Annotated in this window: 15 protein-coding genes; 8 read left to right on the forward strand and 7 right to left on the reverse strand. The window is 35.9% G+C overall.

Annotated elements, in window-relative coordinates; genetic code table 11:
* Nucleotides 1-88: 88 nt before the first annotated feature.
* Both DDF69_RS20050 and DDF69_RS20055 read left to right on the forward strand, forming a co-directional pair.
* Nucleotides 89-442, forward strand: a complete 354-nt coding sequence (locus DDF69_RS20050; RefSeq protein ID WP_114822337.1) for an MmcQ/YjbR family DNA-binding protein — start codon at nucleotides 89-91, stop codon at nucleotides 440-442.
* 83 nt (nucleotides 443-525) lie between these two features.
* The gene (locus tag DDF69_RS20055) at nucleotides 526-1017 is read left to right on the forward strand and encodes a hypothetical protein (RefSeq protein WP_228412057.1); all 492 of its coding nucleotides are present in this window, start codon (nucleotides 526-528) and stop codon (nucleotides 1015-1017) included.
* Between the two features lie 9 nt (nucleotides 1018-1026).
* Here DDF69_RS20055 and DDF69_RS20060 read toward each other — a convergent pair whose 3' ends face one another.
* Both DDF69_RS20060 and DDF69_RS20065 read right to left on the reverse strand, forming a co-directional pair.
* Nucleotides 1027-2076: an acyltransferase family protein gene (locus DDF69_RS20060; protein WP_114822338.1), complete on the reverse strand. Its 1050-nt coding sequence runs from the start codon at nucleotides 2074-2076 to the stop codon at nucleotides 1027-1029.
* The gene (locus DDF69_RS20065; RefSeq protein WP_114822339.1) at nucleotides 2060-2986 is read right to left on the reverse strand and encodes a bifunctional riboflavin kinase/FAD synthetase; all 927 of its coding nucleotides are present in this window, start codon (nucleotides 2984-2986) and stop codon (nucleotides 2060-2062) included. The genes DDF69_RS20060 and DDF69_RS20065 overlap by 17 nt, the downstream gene beginning before the upstream one ends.
* 287 nt (nucleotides 2987-3273) lie before the next feature.
* Between DDF69_RS20065 and atpD the strand changes: the two genes are divergently transcribed.
* The 3 genes from atpD (at nucleotide 3274) to DDF69_RS20080 (ending at nucleotide 6045) form a co-directional block, all read left to right on the forward strand.
* Entirely contained in the window at nucleotides 3274-4782 is a 1509-nt protein-coding gene (atpD, locus tag DDF69_RS20070) for a F0F1 ATP synthase subunit beta (RefSeq protein ID WP_062674887.1), read from the forward strand.
* An 81-nt stretch (nucleotides 4783-4863) separates the two neighbouring features.
* Nucleotides 4864-5145, forward strand: a complete 282-nt coding sequence (locus DDF69_RS20075) for a FoF1 ATP synthase subunit delta/epsilon (RefSeq protein ID WP_034697749.1) — start codon at nucleotides 4864-4866, stop codon at nucleotides 5143-5145.
* Between the two features lie 81 nt (nucleotides 5146-5226).
* Nucleotides 5227-6045, forward strand: coding sequence for a hypothetical protein (locus DDF69_RS20080; RefSeq protein WP_114822340.1), 819 nt, complete (start codon nucleotides 5227-5229; stop codon nucleotides 6043-6045).
* A 357-nt stretch (nucleotides 6046-6402) separates the two neighbouring features.
* Here the strand turns inward: DDF69_RS20080 and DDF69_RS20085 are convergent, their stop codons facing one another.
* The 5 genes from DDF69_RS20085 to DDF69_RS20105 all read right to left on the reverse strand — a co-directional run bounded on the left by DDF69_RS20085 (nucleotide 6403) and on the right by DDF69_RS20105 (nucleotide 13130).
* Entirely contained in the window at nucleotides 6403-8592 is a 2190-nt protein-coding gene (locus tag DDF69_RS20085; protein ID WP_114822341.1) for a B12-binding domain-containing radical SAM protein, read from the reverse strand.
* A 158-nt stretch (nucleotides 8593-8750) separates the two neighbouring features.
* A complete protein-coding gene (locus DDF69_RS20090; RefSeq protein WP_114822342.1) occupies nucleotides 8751-9512 on the reverse strand; it encodes a hypothetical protein in 762 nt (253 codons plus the stop codon).
* Nucleotides 9513-9790: 278 nt separating this feature from the next.
* Complete coding sequence (locus tag DDF69_RS20095) at nucleotides 9791-10669, reverse strand: DMT family transporter (RefSeq protein WP_114822343.1); 879 nt, start codon at nucleotides 10667-10669, stop codon at nucleotides 9791-9793.
* A gap of 67 nt (nucleotides 10670-10736) precedes the next feature.
* On the reverse strand, nucleotides 10737-12008 hold the full coding sequence (locus DDF69_RS20100) for an aminotransferase class I/II-fold pyridoxal phosphate-dependent enzyme (RefSeq protein WP_185144378.1): 1272 nt from the start codon (nucleotides 12006-12008) through the stop codon (nucleotides 10737-10739).
* Nucleotides 12009-12092: 84 nt separating this feature from the next.
* The gene (locus tag DDF69_RS20105) at nucleotides 12093-13130 is read right to left on the reverse strand and encodes a PLP-dependent cysteine synthase family protein (RefSeq protein ID WP_034697765.1); all 1038 of its coding nucleotides are present in this window, start codon (nucleotides 13128-13130) and stop codon (nucleotides 12093-12095) included.
* A gap of 222 nt (nucleotides 13131-13352) precedes the next feature.
* On the opposite strand from DDF69_RS20105, the gene DDF69_RS20115 reads away from it, so the two are divergent.
* The 3 genes from DDF69_RS20115 to DDF69_RS20125 all read left to right on the forward strand — a co-directional run bounded on the left by DDF69_RS20115 (nucleotide 13353) and on the right by DDF69_RS20125 (nucleotide 19059).
* Complete coding sequence (locus DDF69_RS20115; protein ID WP_114822345.1) at nucleotides 13353-16838, forward strand: DUF2723 domain-containing protein; 3486 nt, start codon at nucleotides 13353-13355, stop codon at nucleotides 16836-16838.
* 89 nt (nucleotides 16839-16927) lie between these two features.
* Nucleotides 16928-18421, forward strand: coding sequence for a hypothetical protein (locus DDF69_RS20120; protein WP_114822346.1), 1494 nt, complete (start codon nucleotides 16928-16930; stop codon nucleotides 18419-18421).
* Between the two features lie 113 nt (nucleotides 18422-18534).
* Entirely contained in the window at nucleotides 18535-19059 is a 525-nt protein-coding gene (locus DDF69_RS20125) for a DUF1697 domain-containing protein (protein WP_114822347.1), read from the forward strand.
* Nucleotides 19060-19827 lie beyond the last annotated feature (768 nt).

The raw sequence follows: 19827 nt of genomic DNA on the forward strand, positions 1-19827 counted from the left end.
TTTCTTAAATTTACTAAATTTGATTCAAAGATTAAAGAATTAATTTAATCATTACCCCATTACTCATCACTCATTACTCATATTGAATATGGATGCCAACGATATTTTAGACTATTGCCTTGCCAAAAAAGGAGTTACGGAAAGTTTTCCGTTTGATAATGAAACACTTGTACTGAAAGTAGATACCAAAATGTTTTTACTGATGGGACTTGAAAGACAGCCATTAGTAATTAATGTAAAAACCGATCCTGAATGGAGTGCAGAACTTCGTGAGCAATATCCTCAGATCACGGGCGCTTATCATATGAACAAAACCCACTGGAATTCCGTAGCAGTAGATGGCCTGAAAAGAGATCTGATTTTTAAGCTTATTGACCAATCCTATGACCTGGTTTTTAAATCTCTGACAAAAAAAGCTCAGAATGAAGTCAATTCTTTATAGTAAATAAAATAAGTTTGAGGTACGGAATTTGTTATCTATTACCGGTGAAATAACATATTTAACGTTAATAAAATAAATAACAAATGAGAAATCACCTTTTATTATTCGCAGCAGCCGGAACATTGATGCTGTCAGGCTGCACCAAGCCGATAAATAAGAACACTACCGAAAAAAGCACTTCTGCTGTATCAGCCTCTGAAAAATCTCCCGAAACTCTTAAATTAGAATTTTCAGGAACAGACGCATTTACCATTAAAAATGCCCGACTGAAAGTGAGTTTATATGGAATGGACGAAAAACTGGCTGATGCTCCAGCTACTTTAATTACAGAACAGGAATATGAACAGAAATCAATACCTTTCACCATCAATCTACCAATACCTGAAGATGCTGAAAGCAAGATCAATCCAAAACCCGCAGGTCCTGCAAAATACTATGTAACGATAAGCTGGGATTCGGATGGAAACGGAAAAGCGGATGAAAAAGGAGACATCTTCATTGATTATGACAAGCAGTTCCCGAATGTGAAACTGAACAATGAAACCCAGAAAATCTACTTAAAAGTATTGAAATAATCATAAAGGCTATTCGGTGAGAATAGCCTTACTTTTTAATAAATCTTTATATTCTAATGCTTTCTTTTCAATCAGATGCCAGGAAGCATATCCAAATAGAATAGATAGCGGTAATGAAAGTATAAATAACATCGCTGTATCCAGTTTAACGAAATACATCAGCGTCTGTTGTATAGGGAAAGAATAAATATAAATACCGTAAGAAGTATCTCCGATAGTCTCTCCAACTTTATTAAGATATCGGGTAGAGCTTTTCCCAAGAAGAATAACCAGCAGAGGCAGGGTAATGTAGCAGGTATACTGATTAATATTTAAATAAACACTGGCAATAAGAACAGCGAAAGACAGTATAATAAGAATGTTTTCTGTTCTTTTATTGGTATTCAGATAAGTCATGATCATTCCTCCAACGAAAAAGCACATCAGATTATAAAAGTGATTACTTCCCAGTTCCATTTTCATGAATAGTCCGTGAAGGAAATAGGGATGAAAAAGACTTAAGAGATAACTTGATATAAATAGAAGAATGATGACCGTTTTCACAAATGTTTTTTCCCGGATAAAGAAAAGTAGTGAAACCATGACATACATGCTGAATTCGTAGCATATAGTCCACAAACTTCCATTGATACTATGTTTGTAAGGATTGTTTTCGAAAACACCGTCGATACCTTTCTGACGGAAGAATAGTGTTATATTTTGAGGAATATATGTGTATACAGATTTGTTCTGTAAATAAGGAACAGAACTTTCATAGACTGCAGGTGCTAATAAAACAGTAAGAAAAAGTACCACTAAGAGTGCCGGAAAAAGTCGTAAAAGTCTTTTCCAGTAAAAATCGGGAAGACTTTTGCAACGAAGCAGACTTTTAAAAATCAGATATCCGGAGATAATAAAAAAACCATGAACTCCCAGATAAGAAAATTCCATCTGGCCGCTGGTAAGCTGTGACAGTAGATCACCATGAGCAGCTCCTGAAAGAGCATAGGAATGGGAAATGACAACAAAGCTTGCAAAAACAAGCCTTAGAAAGTCAAAATTATTACTCCTTGAATTCATATATTTGTGTTAATCTTTTATCCTCATCCAGTCTTTCAATCAACTTGTCAAGACCTTCAAATTTGATTTCATCATGAAGAAAATCCCTGAAACTTACCGTAATCTTTTCTTCATAAATATCATCATCAAAATCAAGGATATAAACTTCCACAGTTAGTTTTTCACCGTTTACCGTAGGATTGGTTCCCACGCTCAGCATTCCTTTATACTGGTTGCCTTTTACAAATACTTCTACAATATAAGCTCCTTTTTTAGGTAAAAGCTTGATAGATTCCGTATCAATATTAGCTGTTGGATATCCGATGGTTCTTCCAATCTTTTTTCCATGAACTACAGTTCCGGAAACAGAGTAGAAGTATCCCAGCATTTCGTTGGCCTCTTTAACATTTCCTGCTAAAAGCGCATTACGCACTTTCGTGGAACTGATATTATTTTCATGAATATTAATCGCTTCCATCTGTTCTACCTCAAAATCAAGTTCTTTTGATAATTTCTGAAGAAGCTCAAAATTTCCGCTTTTATTTTTTCCGAAAGAATGATCGTATCCTATAATAAGATATTTTACATTCAGTTTATCAACTAAAATCTGACGTACGAATTCTTCTCCGGTCAGATTTCTGAATTCTTCATCAAACTCTTTCAGGAACAAATTATCAATGCCATATTTCTCCACCAGCTGTTTCTTTTCTTCCAGTGTATTCAGGAGTTTTAAATCTTCATTAGGATTAAAAACAAATCTTGGATGCGGCCAGAAAGTAAGGATTGCTGTTTCCAGATTATTTTCTGTACCTATTTTAGTCAGTTCATCGATAATACTCTTGTGCCCTAGATGTACCCCGTCAAACATTCCTAAAGACAATGCTAATGGCTTCTGTGAGGAGTAATCTGTAAAATTCTTGAAAACTTTCAAAACGGAAAAATTTTGATTGCAAATATAAAACCTTTATTTTTAATGTAGCGGAGGGAACCTGAAAATTTGAAAATGAAAAATTTTGAAAATATTCTGCAATATATAATATTATAATAACAACAAATTGATGAATTGCAAATTTGCTGTTAAATATAATGATAAATATTGAATTTTACCTAGTAAATGACAAACTCATTCATCTCTTCAAAAGCATGATAAAAATCTTTTTTTTACCAATTGCGGGTTTATGAAGAATCACTATATTTGCACCAAGAAAAAATTTAGCAATGGCAAACCAAATTAAAGGTAAAATTTCTCAAATTATTGGTCCGGTAATCGACGTTGTCTTCACAGATGTGGAAGCTGTTCCAGCAATCTATGACGCGTTAGAAATTACAAAAGAAAACGGTGAAAAAGTAGTTTTAGAGGTAGAACAACATATTGGCGAAGATACAGTAAGATGTATCGCAATGGACGCTACTGACGGTCTTAAAAGAGGGCAGGACGTAATTGGATACGGAAATCCTATTATGATGCCTATCGGAGAGGCGGTAAACGGAAGACTATTCAACGTTGTTGGTGATGCTATCGATGGACTTCAAGATATTTCTAAGGATGGTGGTCTTCCAATTCACAGACCAGCTCCAAAATTTGATCAATTATCAACTTCAGCAGAAGTTTTATTTACAGGTATTAAAGTAATCGACCTAGTTGAGCCTTACGCAAAAGGAGGTAAAATTGGATTGTTCGGTGGTGCCGGTGTAGGTAAAACAGTATTGATCCAGGAGTTGATTAACAATATTGCAAAAGGACACGGAGGTCTTTCTGTATTCGCCGGAGTAGGTGAAAGAACGAGAGAAGGAAATGACCTTTTGAGAGAGATGTTGGAATCAGGTATTATCAAGTATGGTGATGATTTCATGCACTCTATGGAAAACGGAGGTTGGGATCTTTCTAAAGTAGACTTAGAAGCTATGAAAGATTCAAAAGCTGCATTCGTTTTCGGACAGATGAACGAGCCGCCAGGTGCAAGAGCTAGAGTAGCACTTTCTGGTCTTACATTAGCTGAGTACTACAGAGATGGTGGAGAAAGCGGACAAGGTAGAGACGTACTTTTCTTCGTAGACAACATCTTCCGTTTTACACAGGCTGGTTCTGAGGTATCTGCACTTCTTGGTCGTATGCCATCAGCAGTAGGTTACCAACCAACGCTAGCTTCTGAAATGGGTGCGATGCAGGAAAGAATTACTTCTACTAAAAATGGTTCAATTACTTCAGTACAAGCGGTATACGTACCTGCGGATGACTTAACTGACCCGGCTCCTGCAACTACGTTTGCTCACTTGGATGCAACTACAGTACTTGACAGAAAGATTGCTTCATTAGGTATCTATCCAGCGGTAGATCCACTAGCGTCTACTTCAAGAATCCTTGCTCCGGAAGTTATCGGTCACGATCACTACAACTGTGCTCAAAGAGTAAAAGAAATTCTTCAAAGATATAAAGCACTTCAGGATATCATTGCAATCCTTGGTATGGAAGAACTTTCTGAAGAAGATAAAGCTGTTGTATACCGTGCAAGAAAAGTTCAGAGATTCTTATCTCAGCCTTTCCACGTAGCAGAGCAGTTTACAGGTATCCCAGGATCATTGGTAGACATCAAAGATACAATCAAAGGATTCAACATGATTATGGATGGTGAATTAGATCACTTACCAGAAGCAGCTTTCAACTTGAAAGGAACCATCGAAGAAGCTATCGAAGCAGGACAAAAAATGTTAGCTGAAAACGCATAAATTATTAACAATTTGAGATTTGAAATTTGAAATTCGATGAGTAATTTCAAATTTCAAACATCAAATTTCAAATTTGTTTCTATGAATATAAAAATTTTAACACCAGAATACGTAGTTTTTGAAGGAGAAGTAGACTCAGTATTATTGCCTGGAAAAAATGGTGAATTTCACATCATGAAAAACCACGCAGGAATTGTTTCTTCTTTAATCGGTGGTGATGTAAAGCTTTTTGCTAATTCTATTGATGAGGCTTATGCTAAAAACTTCACTAAAGAAACTGGAAAAGACTCTGTTTTTGCTTATGCTATCAAAAGCGGTGTTGTAGAATTTAATCATAATAAAGGAATTATCCTTTGTGAATAATTAAATGAAAAGCTAAATATATTTTCAAGAAAGTGTAACTTTGTGTTACACTTTTTTTTATTGATGTAAAAGTCTGATGGTATGAAGAAAGGCATAATCATATTCTTTACAGTTCTGGGTATTTTCCTCCATGCTCAGAATATTAAAACCAAGAGAGGAATTATTAATCTTGACGGTATTCCGGTAGCTAAGCTCTCCAACAAATCCAGCGAATATACTTTTATGGATTTAAAAGAGACTCCGCTCTATACGATAAAATTTATTGATAAAAGCATCGTTGATTCCGTTCGTGACAGCTATATCAGTGTCAACAGAGTCTACAACAGGGATAAAACTATCGAAATTGATTATTCATCACCTTCTGCATTTTCCGGAGAAGAAAAATCGGCTGTCTTTACTTCAGTTAAAGATCTTAAAATCATTGATAACAAAGGAATCAATGTCAAAAATCTTGATGAGCTTTTCTCCAATGTACCCAAGAGAAAACTGGATACCAAGACGAAAGATGCATATGCCATCCGAAAGAAAATTGATAAAATGAATATTGAGGTCAATAAAGTAGGAGAGATCCTTAGTAATGGCGTTCCTGTAGGGTATTTTACCAATCTGCCGGTAAGTTTTGGTTCGGAAGATACCATTATGGACAAAACACCTATTGATATTGAAATCTATGATGCTAAAAGTAAACTTATCGGAAGATATATCACCACAACAAAACAGCTGAAAACAGCGGGTGGAAAGTCTTTTACAATCTATAGGGAAATGTCGGGCAGAGCTTCTATCCTGAAGTTTCCGACTTACAAAGCACTTGCAGAACGCATGGCCATTATGGATCCCAATTTTATCAAAATACAGGAAAAAGTAAACGTAGGTACTGTTTCAAAAGAGACCCCTAATTAATGTAATACAGATTTTATCAATAGGAACGGGCTTTAGCCCGTTTTTTTATTATGGATCAAATTCATCCGGCTTTAGCCAAAACTCTAAACCACCCCGTCAAAAATTCTTTGAATGTTTTGCCACCCCTCCGGAGGAGGGGAATATTTTGCCGGTTTATCTATGGCAGCTAGAAATTTGGATTAATCTCTTCTGAATGTGAAAATGGAATGTCTTATCCTCTCAAATCCAAATCAGCTTAATCTGCAAAATCAGCGAGAGGTTATCATTCAATCGAAACAGGTTTTATTCATACAGAAAATTAACAATTCATAGAAAATTCACCAATTTTAAAAATCCCTGAGAAAAAAGTAGAAGTTTTTATAAACTTAAAATCACCCCATTTTCCTTCAATTGCTGTATCGGTTTTGAGAACCAGAATAACTCAAAATCATCGAAATTTTCTTCAAATTGATTCTTAAGTTGTTGAACTGTAGGTTTTTTAGAATTTTCAATAGCATTTTCTTCCAATACATTCATCAGCCATTCTGCCTTTTCCTGTTCCAGCTCCACCTTCACAATATTGGTTTTTAAGTGGAATGTAAGCAACGTATACGTACCAGAATATTTCTTTTTATTTTTTACGCGATTCTCAGCGATTACATTTTTGGTCAAAAAGACAACTTTTGAATTTGCTTTCAGACTGAACTGTTCATCTTCCAAAAGGCAGTCATGAATATAATCCGGGTGAATGGTAGTCCTTGGAATTTTAAAATCAAACCATTCCTGAAGCGGCAGTTCGAAATTGACTCCATGCATATAATTAAACAGAGATTTTTTTAATCCGAAGCTGAACTTATTGTGATCGATTCCGGTTTTATCTTTAAAGTCAATATCATTATTGGCAAACAAAATTTCCTGCTTTACCGGAACCACTCCAAAATCTTCAGGGTTGATTCCTACAGGTGAATGGGCTGTCATGGCAAACTGATGCCAGAAACCACTTTGAAGAATTCCCATCTCGAACATCTGCCGAATCATTTCCAGAGAATCTACTGTTTCCTGAACGGTTTGGGTAGGGTAGCCATACATCAGATAAGCATGAACCATAATTCCGGCTTCGGTAAAATTTCGTGTTACATTCGCTACCTGATCCACAGAAACTCCTTTATCAATTAACTTCAGCAATCGGTCACTGGCCACTTCCAGGCCACCGGAAACGGCAACACATCCTGAAAGTTTCAGAAGATAGCAGAGATCACGGGTGAAGCTTTTTTCAAAGCGGATATTGGTCCACCATGTAACCACAAGATTTCTTCTGAGAATTTCCAGAGCAACCTCCCTCATTAAGGCAGGTGGTGCTGCTTCATCTACAAAATGGAATCCTGTTTCGCCGGTTGTACGGATTAATTCTTCAATTCGGTCTACCAGAATTTTGGCAGAAATAGGTTCGTAGATTTTAATATAGTCTAAAGAAATATCACAGAATGTACATTTTCCCCAGTAGCATCCGTGTGCCATCGTCAGTTTGTTCCATCGTCCGTCACTCCATAAACTGTGCATCGGATTGGCAATTTCGATAACGGAAATATACTGATCAAGTTTTAAATCTGTATAATCAGGAGTTCCTATTTCAGACTGTTTGAAGTCGTGTCTTTTAGAATTGTTCTTGTAGACAACTTCTTTATTTTCGAGAAGAAAAGTTCTTTTAAATTCTCCGTCTTCAGATGCAGTTTCTAAATTCTGGTAAAGAAGTTCCAGAGGAAGTTCACCATCATCTAAAGTAATAAAATCAAAAAATTCGAATACCCTCTGATCTTTGACTTCTCTTAATTCCGTATTGGGAAATCCTCCTCCCATAGCAATTTTAATGTGAGGATAATGCTTTTTGATCCATTGGGCACATTTGAATCCGGAATACAGATTACCAGGAAACGGGATGGAAAAACAAACAAGCTTTGGCTGAACAGTTTCAATTTTTTCCTGAAGAATTTTTAAAGTGAACTCATCTATGAATGTAGGTTCACCAGATAGTTTAGAATATAATTCATCAAAAGAATTAGCACTTTTTCCAAGGCGTTCCGCATATCTGCTGAAGCCAAAATCAGCATCAATATTTTCTACAATATAGTCTGAAATATCTTCCAGATACAAAGTAGCCAGATGTTTGGCTTTATCCTGAAGTCCCATATTTCCAAAAGCAAATTCCATATCATCCAGCTGGTTGAAACGGGAAGCTTCGGGAAGAAAGTTCATGCTGCAGATCTGTCTTGCCAGTGTAGGAGTCTTATCCTGTAAAAAAGTAATGACCTGATCTATTGTTTTTAAATATTCCTCTCTTAAGGCATAGATTCTCTGAGAGTTTTCAGAGGTGCTATGAAGGTCAATTTCTTTACTGAAAATCTTCTGGATTCCATCCTTTGAAAATAATTCCAAAATAACATCGATCCCCAAATCTACCTGATAGCTTGAAATATTCTTGGTATTTAAAAACCCTTTTATATAAGCTGTTGCAGGATAAGGAGTATTAAGTTGGGTAAAAGGCGGAGTAATAAGAAGCAGGTCTTTCAACAGAAATTTTTTGCAAAGTTATTCTAAAGTTTTTTTAGAAAAAAATTTTTTCTCCTGATTATAAACAGTGAAGAAAAGTCTTTAGAGATATTGCATTTTATTACTATTCGATTTTCTTGATTCTTCTTATTGCCAATTCATAAAAACAATAAATTATTTTAGAACAAATTAGAAGGTTTATTAAACAAAGCATCCGGAGAATAGCTGTCAATAAATGTCAAAAAAGCATCTTCGTCAAAATATCCGTCTTCATCCAGAATTTCAGCTTTCAGCAATCCGATTTCACCTGGTTTTTCAAGGCTTATATTTTCGATAAACTTTCCGGTTTTCCCTGTTATTTCATTATGAAAACTGATTAAGTATCTGGAATAAATATTTCCTTCAGCTACAGTGTAATGTCCGTTTTCTGCAATAAGAGAAGTCATAATGCTTCCTCCGATATAGGTTTCATTATCATTCCCCGAAGCCCCAAACAATACTTTTGAGGTAACATTTCCGGAGCAATATAATGACCCGTTGACGATAATATTTTCAGCCTGTATATTACCTGTAACAATGAGAACAATATAATCTTCCACAAACAGTTTTTTGGATAGCTGAAGATCACCTTCTATAAGAATTATTTTGTATCCTTCATCTTCAGTGGTAATTAATTCAAGAGAAATGTTGTCTTCATTTTCTATCAGAACAATTTCAGGGGCGTTATCCTCATTGTTGATATACAGAGAAGCATCTTTGATCTTTTCTGCTGTTTCATCATCCAGCATTTCGAGAAATTCAGCAAGGCTTTCCTCGTCTAAATAGCTTTCATTGAAAAAATTGTTTTCCAGGGCTTCATGAACAATGCTATATAGATCTTCTGATTTTTCTTTGAGCTGTTTGTATAATTGGTCTTTGGTAAGTTTTTGCAATTCTTTCATCGGTTTTTAAAAGTATATACATGGATCTATTCAGTGGGGGAAACACCTGTTAATAGACCAATGCAATATAATCAGATAAATTTGGTTATGCCATAAAGTGATGTATTTATTTTTTCAAATATTTTTCTTATAGATGATTTCTTAAGTTCAGATATTATATTCCTTTCACTGCAAATCTGTTTTTTTAGACTTCCTTTACGATAAATGAATGCTGATATAAAAGAGATCAGGTGGAATTAATCATATGATGATGCTTTATATCAGCATATTAATCTGTTTTAAATATGTCCTATTTTCTTTTGATCTCCGATTACATTAAGAGTAACTCCGAAAAGAATTAAAGTAATCCCGATGAGCAAATTGGGTGTAAATTTTTCGTGAAACATCAAAACACTGATCAGTACAGCAACTACAGGTTCCAAAGCTCCTAAAATGGCAACAGGAGTAGATCCGATATATTTGATAGCAAATACAAGACATAAGCTGGAAATAACCGTAGTCAGAAATGCGAAAATAAGGAAGTTAATAAAAACTGCTGTTGAAGGAATAGCAAAAGATTCATTGGCCATCAAAGCTTTGGTCATAAAGAACATGGAGGTGAAAAGCATAGAATAAAACGTAAGCTTAAATCCTGAAACCTTTATATTTGATTTGTTGACGATCACCATATATAAAGCATAGAATAGTGAGCTGAGCATTACGATTCCCAATCCTGCAAAATTGATTTCCAGTCCGTTTCCCTTCAAACATAAAACAATAACTCCCGCGAAAGCAAGAAGTAAAGACGCCCCCGATAGCCTGGTCAATCTCTCTTTGTAAAAGAAAAGCATGATGAGTGCTACAATAATCGGATAAATAAATAAAACGGTAGAGGCAATTCCCGGCGTGAGAAAATCATATCCTAAAAACAGAAACTCCGAAGAAAGGGCATAGCAAATTCCAAGGATGGCCAGAATTAAGGCTTCTTTTTTATTGATTTTAAAACTTTCCTTAGAATACAGCAGATATCCTCCCACCATTAGAGCAGAAAAGAAAAATCTGTAAAACAATGTAATATCCATTGAAAAGTGTGCCTGTTTAACAGGCAGGATAAAAATAGGAATCAGACCATAGGAAACGGCTGATAAAATTCCCAATGTGTAACCTCTAAGTTTCATGTGCTTTATAGTTATTAAACAAAAAAACCACTGAATCAATCAGTGGCTTTCTTTTATTTTTAAGATATTAAATCGGTTTAAAACTTAATCCTTGTTCCTGCAGTAATTTTTGTTCCTGCTCTTTGTAGTAGCCACCTACTAATTTATCATGAATTGCTTCAAACGCTGCCAGAGTTTCATTGATCTCTGCATCGGTATGAGAAGCGGTAGGAATAAGCCTTAAAAGAATCATTCCCTTCGGAATGACCGGATATACCACCACAGAGGTAAAGATACCGTAATTTTCTCTTAAATCTTTTACCAATAGAGTAGCTTCTACAGGAGTTCCCTGCATCATTACCGGAGTTACACAAGTATTGGTGTCTCCAATATTGAATCCTCTTTCTGTAAGTCCGTTCTGTAGTTTGTAAACATTCTCCCAAAGTTTAGCCTTGATCTCAGGTCTTGATCTCAATAGCTCCAGTCTTTTTAATCCTCCGATTACCATTGGCATCGTAAGAGATTTTGCAAAGATTTGTGATCTTAAGTTGAATTTCAGATATCTGATGATTTCTTTGTCACCCGCAAGGAATGCTCCGAAACCTGCCATAGATTTAGCAAAAGTAGAGAAGTATACATCAATCTGATCGTTACAATCCTGCTCTTCACCTACACCTGCCCCTGTTGTTCCAAGTGTTCCGAAACCATGAGCATCATCTACTAAAAGTCTGAACTGGTATTTAGATTTAAGATCGCAGATCTCTTTAATTTTTCCCTGTTGTCCTCTCATTCCGAAAACACCTTCCGTAATCACAAGAATACCTCCTCCTGTTTCTTCAGCTACCTTGGTTGCTCTCTGAAGGTTTTTCTCAAGACTTGCCATATCATTGTGCTTGTAGGTAAATCTTTTACCGGAATGAAGTCTTACTCCATCCACGATGCAGGCATGAGAATCCATATCATAAACAATAACATCATTTCTGCTTACCAAAGCATCAATGGTAGAAACCATTCCCTGATAACCGAAATTCAATAGATAAGCTGATTCTTTTTTTACGAAGTCCGCCAGTTCTCTTTCCAGCTGAAGGTGCTGATCTGTTTCTCCAGACATTGCTCTTGCTCCCATTGGATAAAACATCCCGTATTCTGCAGCCGCTTTTGCATCCGCTTCTATTACTTCAGGATTATTACACAATCCTAAATAATCATTGGCACTCCAGAAAATTACTTCTCTCCCCTGAAACTGCATTCTAGGGCCGATAGGTCCCTCTAATCTCGGGAAAATAAAATAGCCTTCACCATAATCTGCAAATTGTCCAAGTGGTCCTGGATTTTCTTTTATTCTTTCAAAAATATCCAACATTGTATCGTAATTTTTAAGTAAAAAAGCCTTTTTTGTCTGAACACGCAAAAGGCTTTATTTGTATCGTGATTTTATTCGTTCTTATTTGATAAACTCCGTTTTGAAAACTTCGTCGTAATTGTGAACACAGTTGTTGACAAATCCTTGTTCGGCCATCCATTTATCACTGTATACTTTTGTGATATATCTGGAACCGTGGTCAGGATATATTAAAACAACTATATCATTTTCTGTAAGCTCATGAGACTGGGCATACTGCATCAATCCCTGGGTTACAGCTCCGGTAGTATAACCTCCCATAATAGCTTCTTTCAAAGCGATTTCACGGGTTCTGTACGCGGACATTTCATCATTTACCCTTACAAACTCATCTACTTTGTCGAAAAGCAGGGCAGAAGGGATAAGGTTTTTACCCATTCCTTCAATCTGATAAGGATGTACATCTTCTTTGTGGATTTCTCCTGTCTCGTGATAGCTTTTCAGGATAGAACCATCTGCGTCTACTCCGATAATCTTGATATCCGGATTTTTTTCTTTCAGAAACTTCGCAGAACCCGACAGCGTGCCACCCGTTCCGGTGCAGGCAAAAAGGTGAGTAATCTTACCTTCCGTCTGTTCCCAGATCTCGGGACCTGTTGTCTGATAATGTGCATCAATATTAAGCTCATTAAAATATTGATTGATGTAAATAGAATTAGGTGTTTCCTGAGCGATTCTTTTAGCTACTTCATAATATGATCTCGGATCATCTGCCGGTACATTGGCCGGGCATATATACACCGTGGCTCCCAATGCTTTCAGATAAGCAATTTTTTCAGGTTTTGTTTTATCACTTACTGCAAGAATACATTTATATCCCTTAATGATACACACCATCGCAATAGAAAACCCGGTATTACCGGAAGTAGTTTCTACAACTACAGAATCTTCCTTTAAAAGGCCTTTTTTCTCTGCGTTTTCTATAATATGAAGTGCGATTCGGTCTTTGGTGGAATGTCCAGGATTATATGATTCTAACTTGGCGTAAACGGTTGCTGGAATATCTTTTGTAACAGTATTTAGCTTCACCATCGGAGTGTGTCCTATCAGGCCAAGAATATTATCGTAAACATTACTCATTATTTGTTATTTTCAATAAAAATCTGACTGCAAAAATACAAAAAAATAAATAATTACTAAACTTTTGTTTGATTTCTAGGGCATAGTTTGTAAAAAAATATTTTAGTATTTTCAGTTTTGACACGAGTATAATCGCAAATACTACGCCAAAATTTTTAAATTTTGTTAAAACCCGCATAAAATAAGATAAAAGCCTTATTTTCGCATAATTGATTTAATACTATGAAAAATTGGACTTTTAGGCAATGGAACACCGTTTCAGGATGGGTGATTTTCGTCATTGCTTTTTTCACGTACTTGTCCACCATAGAACCCAATTTCAGTTTCTGGGATTGTGGCGAGTACATTTCTTCTGCAGTAAAACTTGAAGTAACGCATGCTCCCGGAGCTGCTTTATTCCAGATAGTGGGTGCCGTGGCAGCCATTTTTGCATTAGGGAAAGGCGAAAACTATTCTATCGTGATCAACGCGATGTCTGCATTGTTCAGTGCGCTGACTATTTTATTTTTGTTTTGGACGATCACCCATTTTGTGAGAAGACTTTTAAACAAAGATTTTGAAGAAATTACAAAACATCAGGAAATCTCTATTTTATTTGCAGGAGCAGTAGGAGCACTTTGCTTTACGTTCTCAGATACATTCTGGTTTTCGGCAGTAGAAGGAGAGGTTTACTCTATGGCTTCAATGTTTATCGCGCTTTTGGTCTGGTTAATCACCAAATGGGAGAATGAATATCAGGCGGGAGACAGTGAAAGATGGATTATTCTTATTTTCTTCGTTTTAGGACTTTCTGTGGGAGTACACATGATGTGTATGCTTGCTATTCCTGCAGTATGTCTGGTATACTATGCTAGAAATTATAAGTTTACCTGGAAAAACTTTATCTGGGCAAACCTTATTACACTGGGAATTTTGATTATCGTTTTCAAAATTATCTTCCCTTTAATTATGACGATGTTCGGAAGACTTGAGATTTTCTTCGTAAATGGTCTTGGACTTCCTTTCCATTCAGGAACAATTGCAGCGTTTATTTTAATGGTAGCGATCTGCTACTTCTTAATCAAATATGCAAGAAAGGCAAAAAGGAACATTTATCAGACGGCTGCATTATCTGTAGTTTTCATGATGATCGGGTTCTCCTGCTGGATGGTTATTCCTATCAGAGCGAATGCTAATCCGCCGATGAACCTTAATGATCCGGATACAGCAATTGGTATGCTGGATTATTATAACAGAGAGCAGTATGGTGACTGGCCAACGATTTACGGACAAAACTACACGGCTTTCCTTGATGCTAACGGAATTGAGAAAAACGAAGACGGAAGCTTTAAGACACAGAAAACCGGAGAAATTTACGAAAAAGACGAAAAAACCGGAACCTACAGAAAAACCGGAGACCGTTTCAATTATGTATTCAACAAGTCTCAGGTAAGCTTAATGCCAAGAATGTTTAATGAGGACAAGGATGTAATGGCGAACTATATTTCTATGTATGGTGCTCCTGATTTTACATTCAACTATAGTAATGAAGATGTGGCAGACAATCCGCAGGCTAAGCAGATTTTTGATGAACTGAGAGTTAAATATGAAGACAAATCCATTACTGCTTCAGATTATCTGAAAGTAAAACCTTATAACCTGATCAATGTTCAGAAGCCTTCATTCCTTCAGAATATGGATTACTTTATTACTTTCCAGAACGGATATTACTTTGTAAGATATCTGATGTGGAACTTCGTAGGAAGACAGAATGATCTTGAAGGAAATATGGAAAGCACAAAAGGAAACTGGATTTCCGGTATTCCTTTTATTGATAATGCTACGGTGGGAAATCAGGATAAAATGCCTGCTAAATTCAAGAATGAGAGTACGGTAAAATTCTTCTTCCTTCCATTAATTTTAGGTTTGATCGGATTCTTTTTCCAATTGAACAGAGACTTCGGAAGATTCTATGCCCTGTTATCTTTATTTATTCTAACAAGTGTAGGGATTATCTTCTACACTGGAGTAAAACCTTTTGAACCGAGAGAAAGAGATTATGCGATGGTAGGTTCTTTCTATGCATTTGCGATCTGGATCGGATTGGGGGCAGGAGCCATCCTATGGTTCTTACAGTCTAAAATAAAATCAAACGGAGCTAACATTGCTTTAGGAGTAGTTTTATTAGGAGTACCTTTCATGATGGGCTTCCAGAACTACAATGTTCACGACAGAAGCAACCGATATACAGCGTATGATTATGCATATTCCGTTTTAAAATCATTACCGAAAAACGATATCCTTTTCGTTTACGGAGATAACGATACTTACCCAGTTTGGGCTATTCAGGAGACGGAACAGTTCAGGGATGATGTGAAGGTGGTTAACTTTACCCTGGCTTCAACTCCTTGGAACCTTGACCAGATCAAAAGAAGAACTTACAATGCGATGGGAATCCCTAGCCAGCTAACACATGAAGATTACAGAGATGGGGTAAACGATCAGATCTATATGATGAAGAAGGAAGATTGGGAAGGTGTTTTCTCTATGCTGAAAGAGCAGGGAGCTCCGGAAACAGAATTCCAGTCGTTCAGAAAATATCTTACTCAGGATTCTTTAACGTTGAAACAAGCAATTGAATTCATTAAGTTCAAATCTCCTGAAAAAGATGAGTTATTAAAAATGTACTTCGGAGAAGAGAAATTTGAAAAATACAATATCCTTCCGGTAAACAAATTCATCCTTCCTGTGAATAAAGAAAATGCTTTAAAAGCAGGAATCATCAACAAAGAAGATCTTCCAAACGTAGCCAATCAGATCATGATTACTTACAAAGGAAACACGCTTTATAAGAACAACCTGATTTTGATGGATCTTTTAGCGAACTTCGACTGGAAGCGTCCGATCAACTTCTCATCAGGAGGTATTTACGACAGTGAGAATATTTTCTATCTGAATGATTACCTTCAGTTTGATGGATTCAGTTACAGATTAATTCCTATCCAGACACCTCCGAGCGCTGATGGAGATATGGGAAGAGTGGATGCCAATTCTCTTTATAATGTAGTGAAAAACTTCAGATGGGGGAACTTTAAGAATTTAAATGCTCACTTTGATGAAACAGCTACTTCCAATATCATCAGCTATAGAATGTCAGCAAGCAGAGCGGCTTCAGCCCTGGCGTTAAGCGGACAGAAAGCTAAAGCATTAGAAATTCTGGATCTTGCAGCGAAAGAAATTCCGGCAGAGAAATATAATGATCCTCGTTCTTTAAGTTCAATTGTTTCAGGATATATTATCGCTGGTCAGGAGCAGAAAGGTCTTCAGATTGCTGAGGTACTTAAGAAAGGAATCTTCGAAGAGTATGATTATTATTTAAGTCTTTCCAAAGCGGATCAAAGCTACCTGAGAAGACAGATGAGAACAAAACCTATGGAATACTCTCTTGTGGTTTCTGCAGTAACAGATGCTTACACCAAGATTGGACAGAAAGAAAAAGCATATGCTTATCTGGTAAAATCCATAGAGCCGATTGACAAGAAGTTCAATGTATTTATCAAAGATCTACAGGAAATGGGAAGAGATAAGGCGATGAAAGAGTCTGAAAATGTTCAGCAGATCACGCCATTCTATCAGTACTTATTTGATGTCATGGAACCTTATGATTCTACGTATTCAAAAGAAAAGGAAAGTCAGATTACCAACGCGATTATTAAAGCGACAAAATAAAAATACTTTAAAACGGAACTTCGGTTCCGTTTTTTTATTATTGGCAATCCTGAATATTAAGGTTATATTTGTGAAAGTAAAAATACATAATGTCCGAAACACAAAATAGCAAATTCCCAATCTATGCCGTCATTGCTACGGTTCTTTTTAAACTTCTATTTTTATTAACGCACTACATTCAGGAAGATGCATTTATCACCTGGAGGGTTGCCCAGAATCTGTTGGATTATGGAGTCATTGGCTTCAATGGAGACACCAAGATTTCTGCCTCCACCACACATCTGTATGTATTTGTATCCTATATTTTCAATCTAGTTTTTGGAAAAGAAAACTTTATTGAACCTCTTTTGATTTTTAATTCTCTACTGTTTACCATAGGAACGTTATGGCTGTCTCATCTGGTTTTAAAAAATCCATGGCATAAAGCCATCTTTATATTTCTGATCGGGATTTTGCCGCCCTCCATTAAAATTTCAATCCTTGGAATGGAATACGGAATATTGTTTTTTCTGGAGATTGCATTGCTGTATTACGGCTTCCATAAAGGGAAAAAATGGGTTGTGACATTCCTTCCTGTATTAATTATGTTTACGAGAATTGATACAGTAATTTTCCTCGGAATTGTATTTCTTGTAGATCTATTCTGGAACAGAAAAATCAGATGGAATTATATTTTTGGCGGAGCGCTAGGAGTCTTAGCTACAGTGGCTTTCAACTGGTTCTACTTTGGCGAACTGGTGAACAATACCATTACTGCAAAAAAACTGCTGTACAGTGAAAATTTTACCATCCAGCAGCATATTGGGTATTTCTTTAAAAGTTTCGGAAACTTCTGGGGAATGCTGAAAGTTCCGGGAGATTTTAATCCTATGACGATTGTAGTATTGATTTTTGAATTGCTTTGCTTTATTTACCTGATCAGACAAAGAGAAAAGAGAAACTATTTTTTATGGATGATTTTTCTTTTCGGATGGGCAAAACAAATTATTTTTATTTCTCAGAAAAGCTTGTTCGACTGGTATTACTGGGTGCCACAGCTTTTACTTTTCGTTCCCGTTCTTATTTTTGTACTGGAACAGAAAGAGAAGAGAAACCTATGGTTGTCATTGCTTGTGATATTCTATATCTTCCCAATGCTTGTCTTCCAGACAGTTCACTGTATTGCAACAGGAAACGGAGAATGGAACTACCGCAGAACAATTGGTACCTTTTTAAATCAATATGAAAAAGACAAAAACCAGTGGATCTTATTGGAACCCGCAGGTTATGTGCCTTATTTTTCAGGATTAAAAACAATCGATGAGGTTGGATTGGTTGATAAACAGATTCAGGAGGAAATTAAAAAGGACAAGGTTAATTACTGGATCAACACGGTAAAAAACAGAAAACCGAAATATCTTCTTTCTTATCAGAATTTATACGAAGAAAAGAATGCCAATTCAGAATACTATAAAACTCATTATAGACTTTTAAAAGAGTTCAGAGTTAAAGATCATCTGAAAAGTGACAACAAAATTTTAGAAAAAATTTACCACCTGAAACCTTCCGGTACAGACTATAATTTGTACATTAGGGTTGATTAAAAGATTAAAATATTTAGAAATTGAAAGTATTCAGAAAAAAAGTTTTATAATAACTCTTTCACTCTAATACTCTCAAACCCTCAAACTCAAAACAAACCTAATACCTGAAAAAGATGAAATACTGTGCTTTTCTCCGTGGCGTCAACGTAAAAGGAACCAATATGAAAATGGCGGATGTATGCCAGGTTTTTAAAGATGCAGGGATGAAAGAAGTGAGTTCAATACTGGCTTCCGGAAATATTGTTTTTTCTTCAGATAAAAATACGACAGAATTAAAAACCATTCTGGAAAAAGCGATGTCGGAACATTTTTCTTATGAAGCCTTTTTGTTTGTAAAATCTCAGGAAGAAACAGAAGTTTTCTGGAACAGTATTCCTTTTGAAAAAAAAGACGAACTTCATATTTATGGTTTTGTCGGAATTCCGGGAGTGGATAAGGTTTTAATGGAAGAGTTTCAGAAAGCAGGTCAGGTAGAAAATGAAAAGGCTGCAATCGTTAATGATATATTTTATTGGCAGATTCCGAAAGGAAATACCTTAGATTCAACTTTCGGAAAAGTGCTGGGTAAAAAAAGCCTAAAAGATCAGTTTACCAGCAGGAACGTGAATACGTTTGAGAAGATTCTGAAGAAATTCTAAATATATTATTGCAGATGCTTCGACAGGCTCAGCATGACACCGTTATAAATTAACTTTTAATGTAGCATTAACCCGATGCTTTTTGGATAATTGGATAAATCATTAGCTATTATATTTTTCATGTTAAAACAGATAGTATTAGAGCTGTCATGCTGAGCTTGTTGAAGCATCTATCACTTTAATAATTTTAGATTCAATAGTTTATCCATAAAAGTGAAAGCCATTGGCTTCAGCCAAAACCTATCTTTGTAGCTATGTAGAGTTTCCCACAGATTTCTCAGATTTACACAGATTTTATCTTGGGAAAAGTGCAGGGGAGGAAAAGTCTAAAAGATCAGTTTACCAGCAGGAGTGTGAATATGTTTGAGAAGGTTTTGAAGAAATTCTAAATATATTATTGCAGATGCTTCGACAGGCTCAGCATGACACCGTTATAAATTAACTTTTAATGTAGCATTAACCGATGCTTTTTGGATAATTGGATAAATCATTAGCTATTATATTTTTCATGTTAATATAACAGATAGTATTAGAGCTGTCATGCTGAGCTTGTCGAAGCATCTATTACTTTAAGAATCATAGATTCAGAAGTCTTTTGATTACTCTGCTTCTTGCTCTGGTTTTCACTTTAATATAACAGCTAGTATTAGCGTTGTCATGCTGAGCCTGTCGAAGCATCTACGAGTTAATAATTAGAGATTCAGTAGTTTTTTGATTACTCTGCTTCTTATTCTGGTTTTCACTTTAATATCACAGCTAGTATTAGCG

Source organism: Chryseobacterium sp. KLBC 52 (assembly GCF_003347605.1).
Lineage (GTDB): Bacteria > Bacteroidota > Bacteroidia > Flavobacteriales > Weeksellaceae > Chryseobacterium.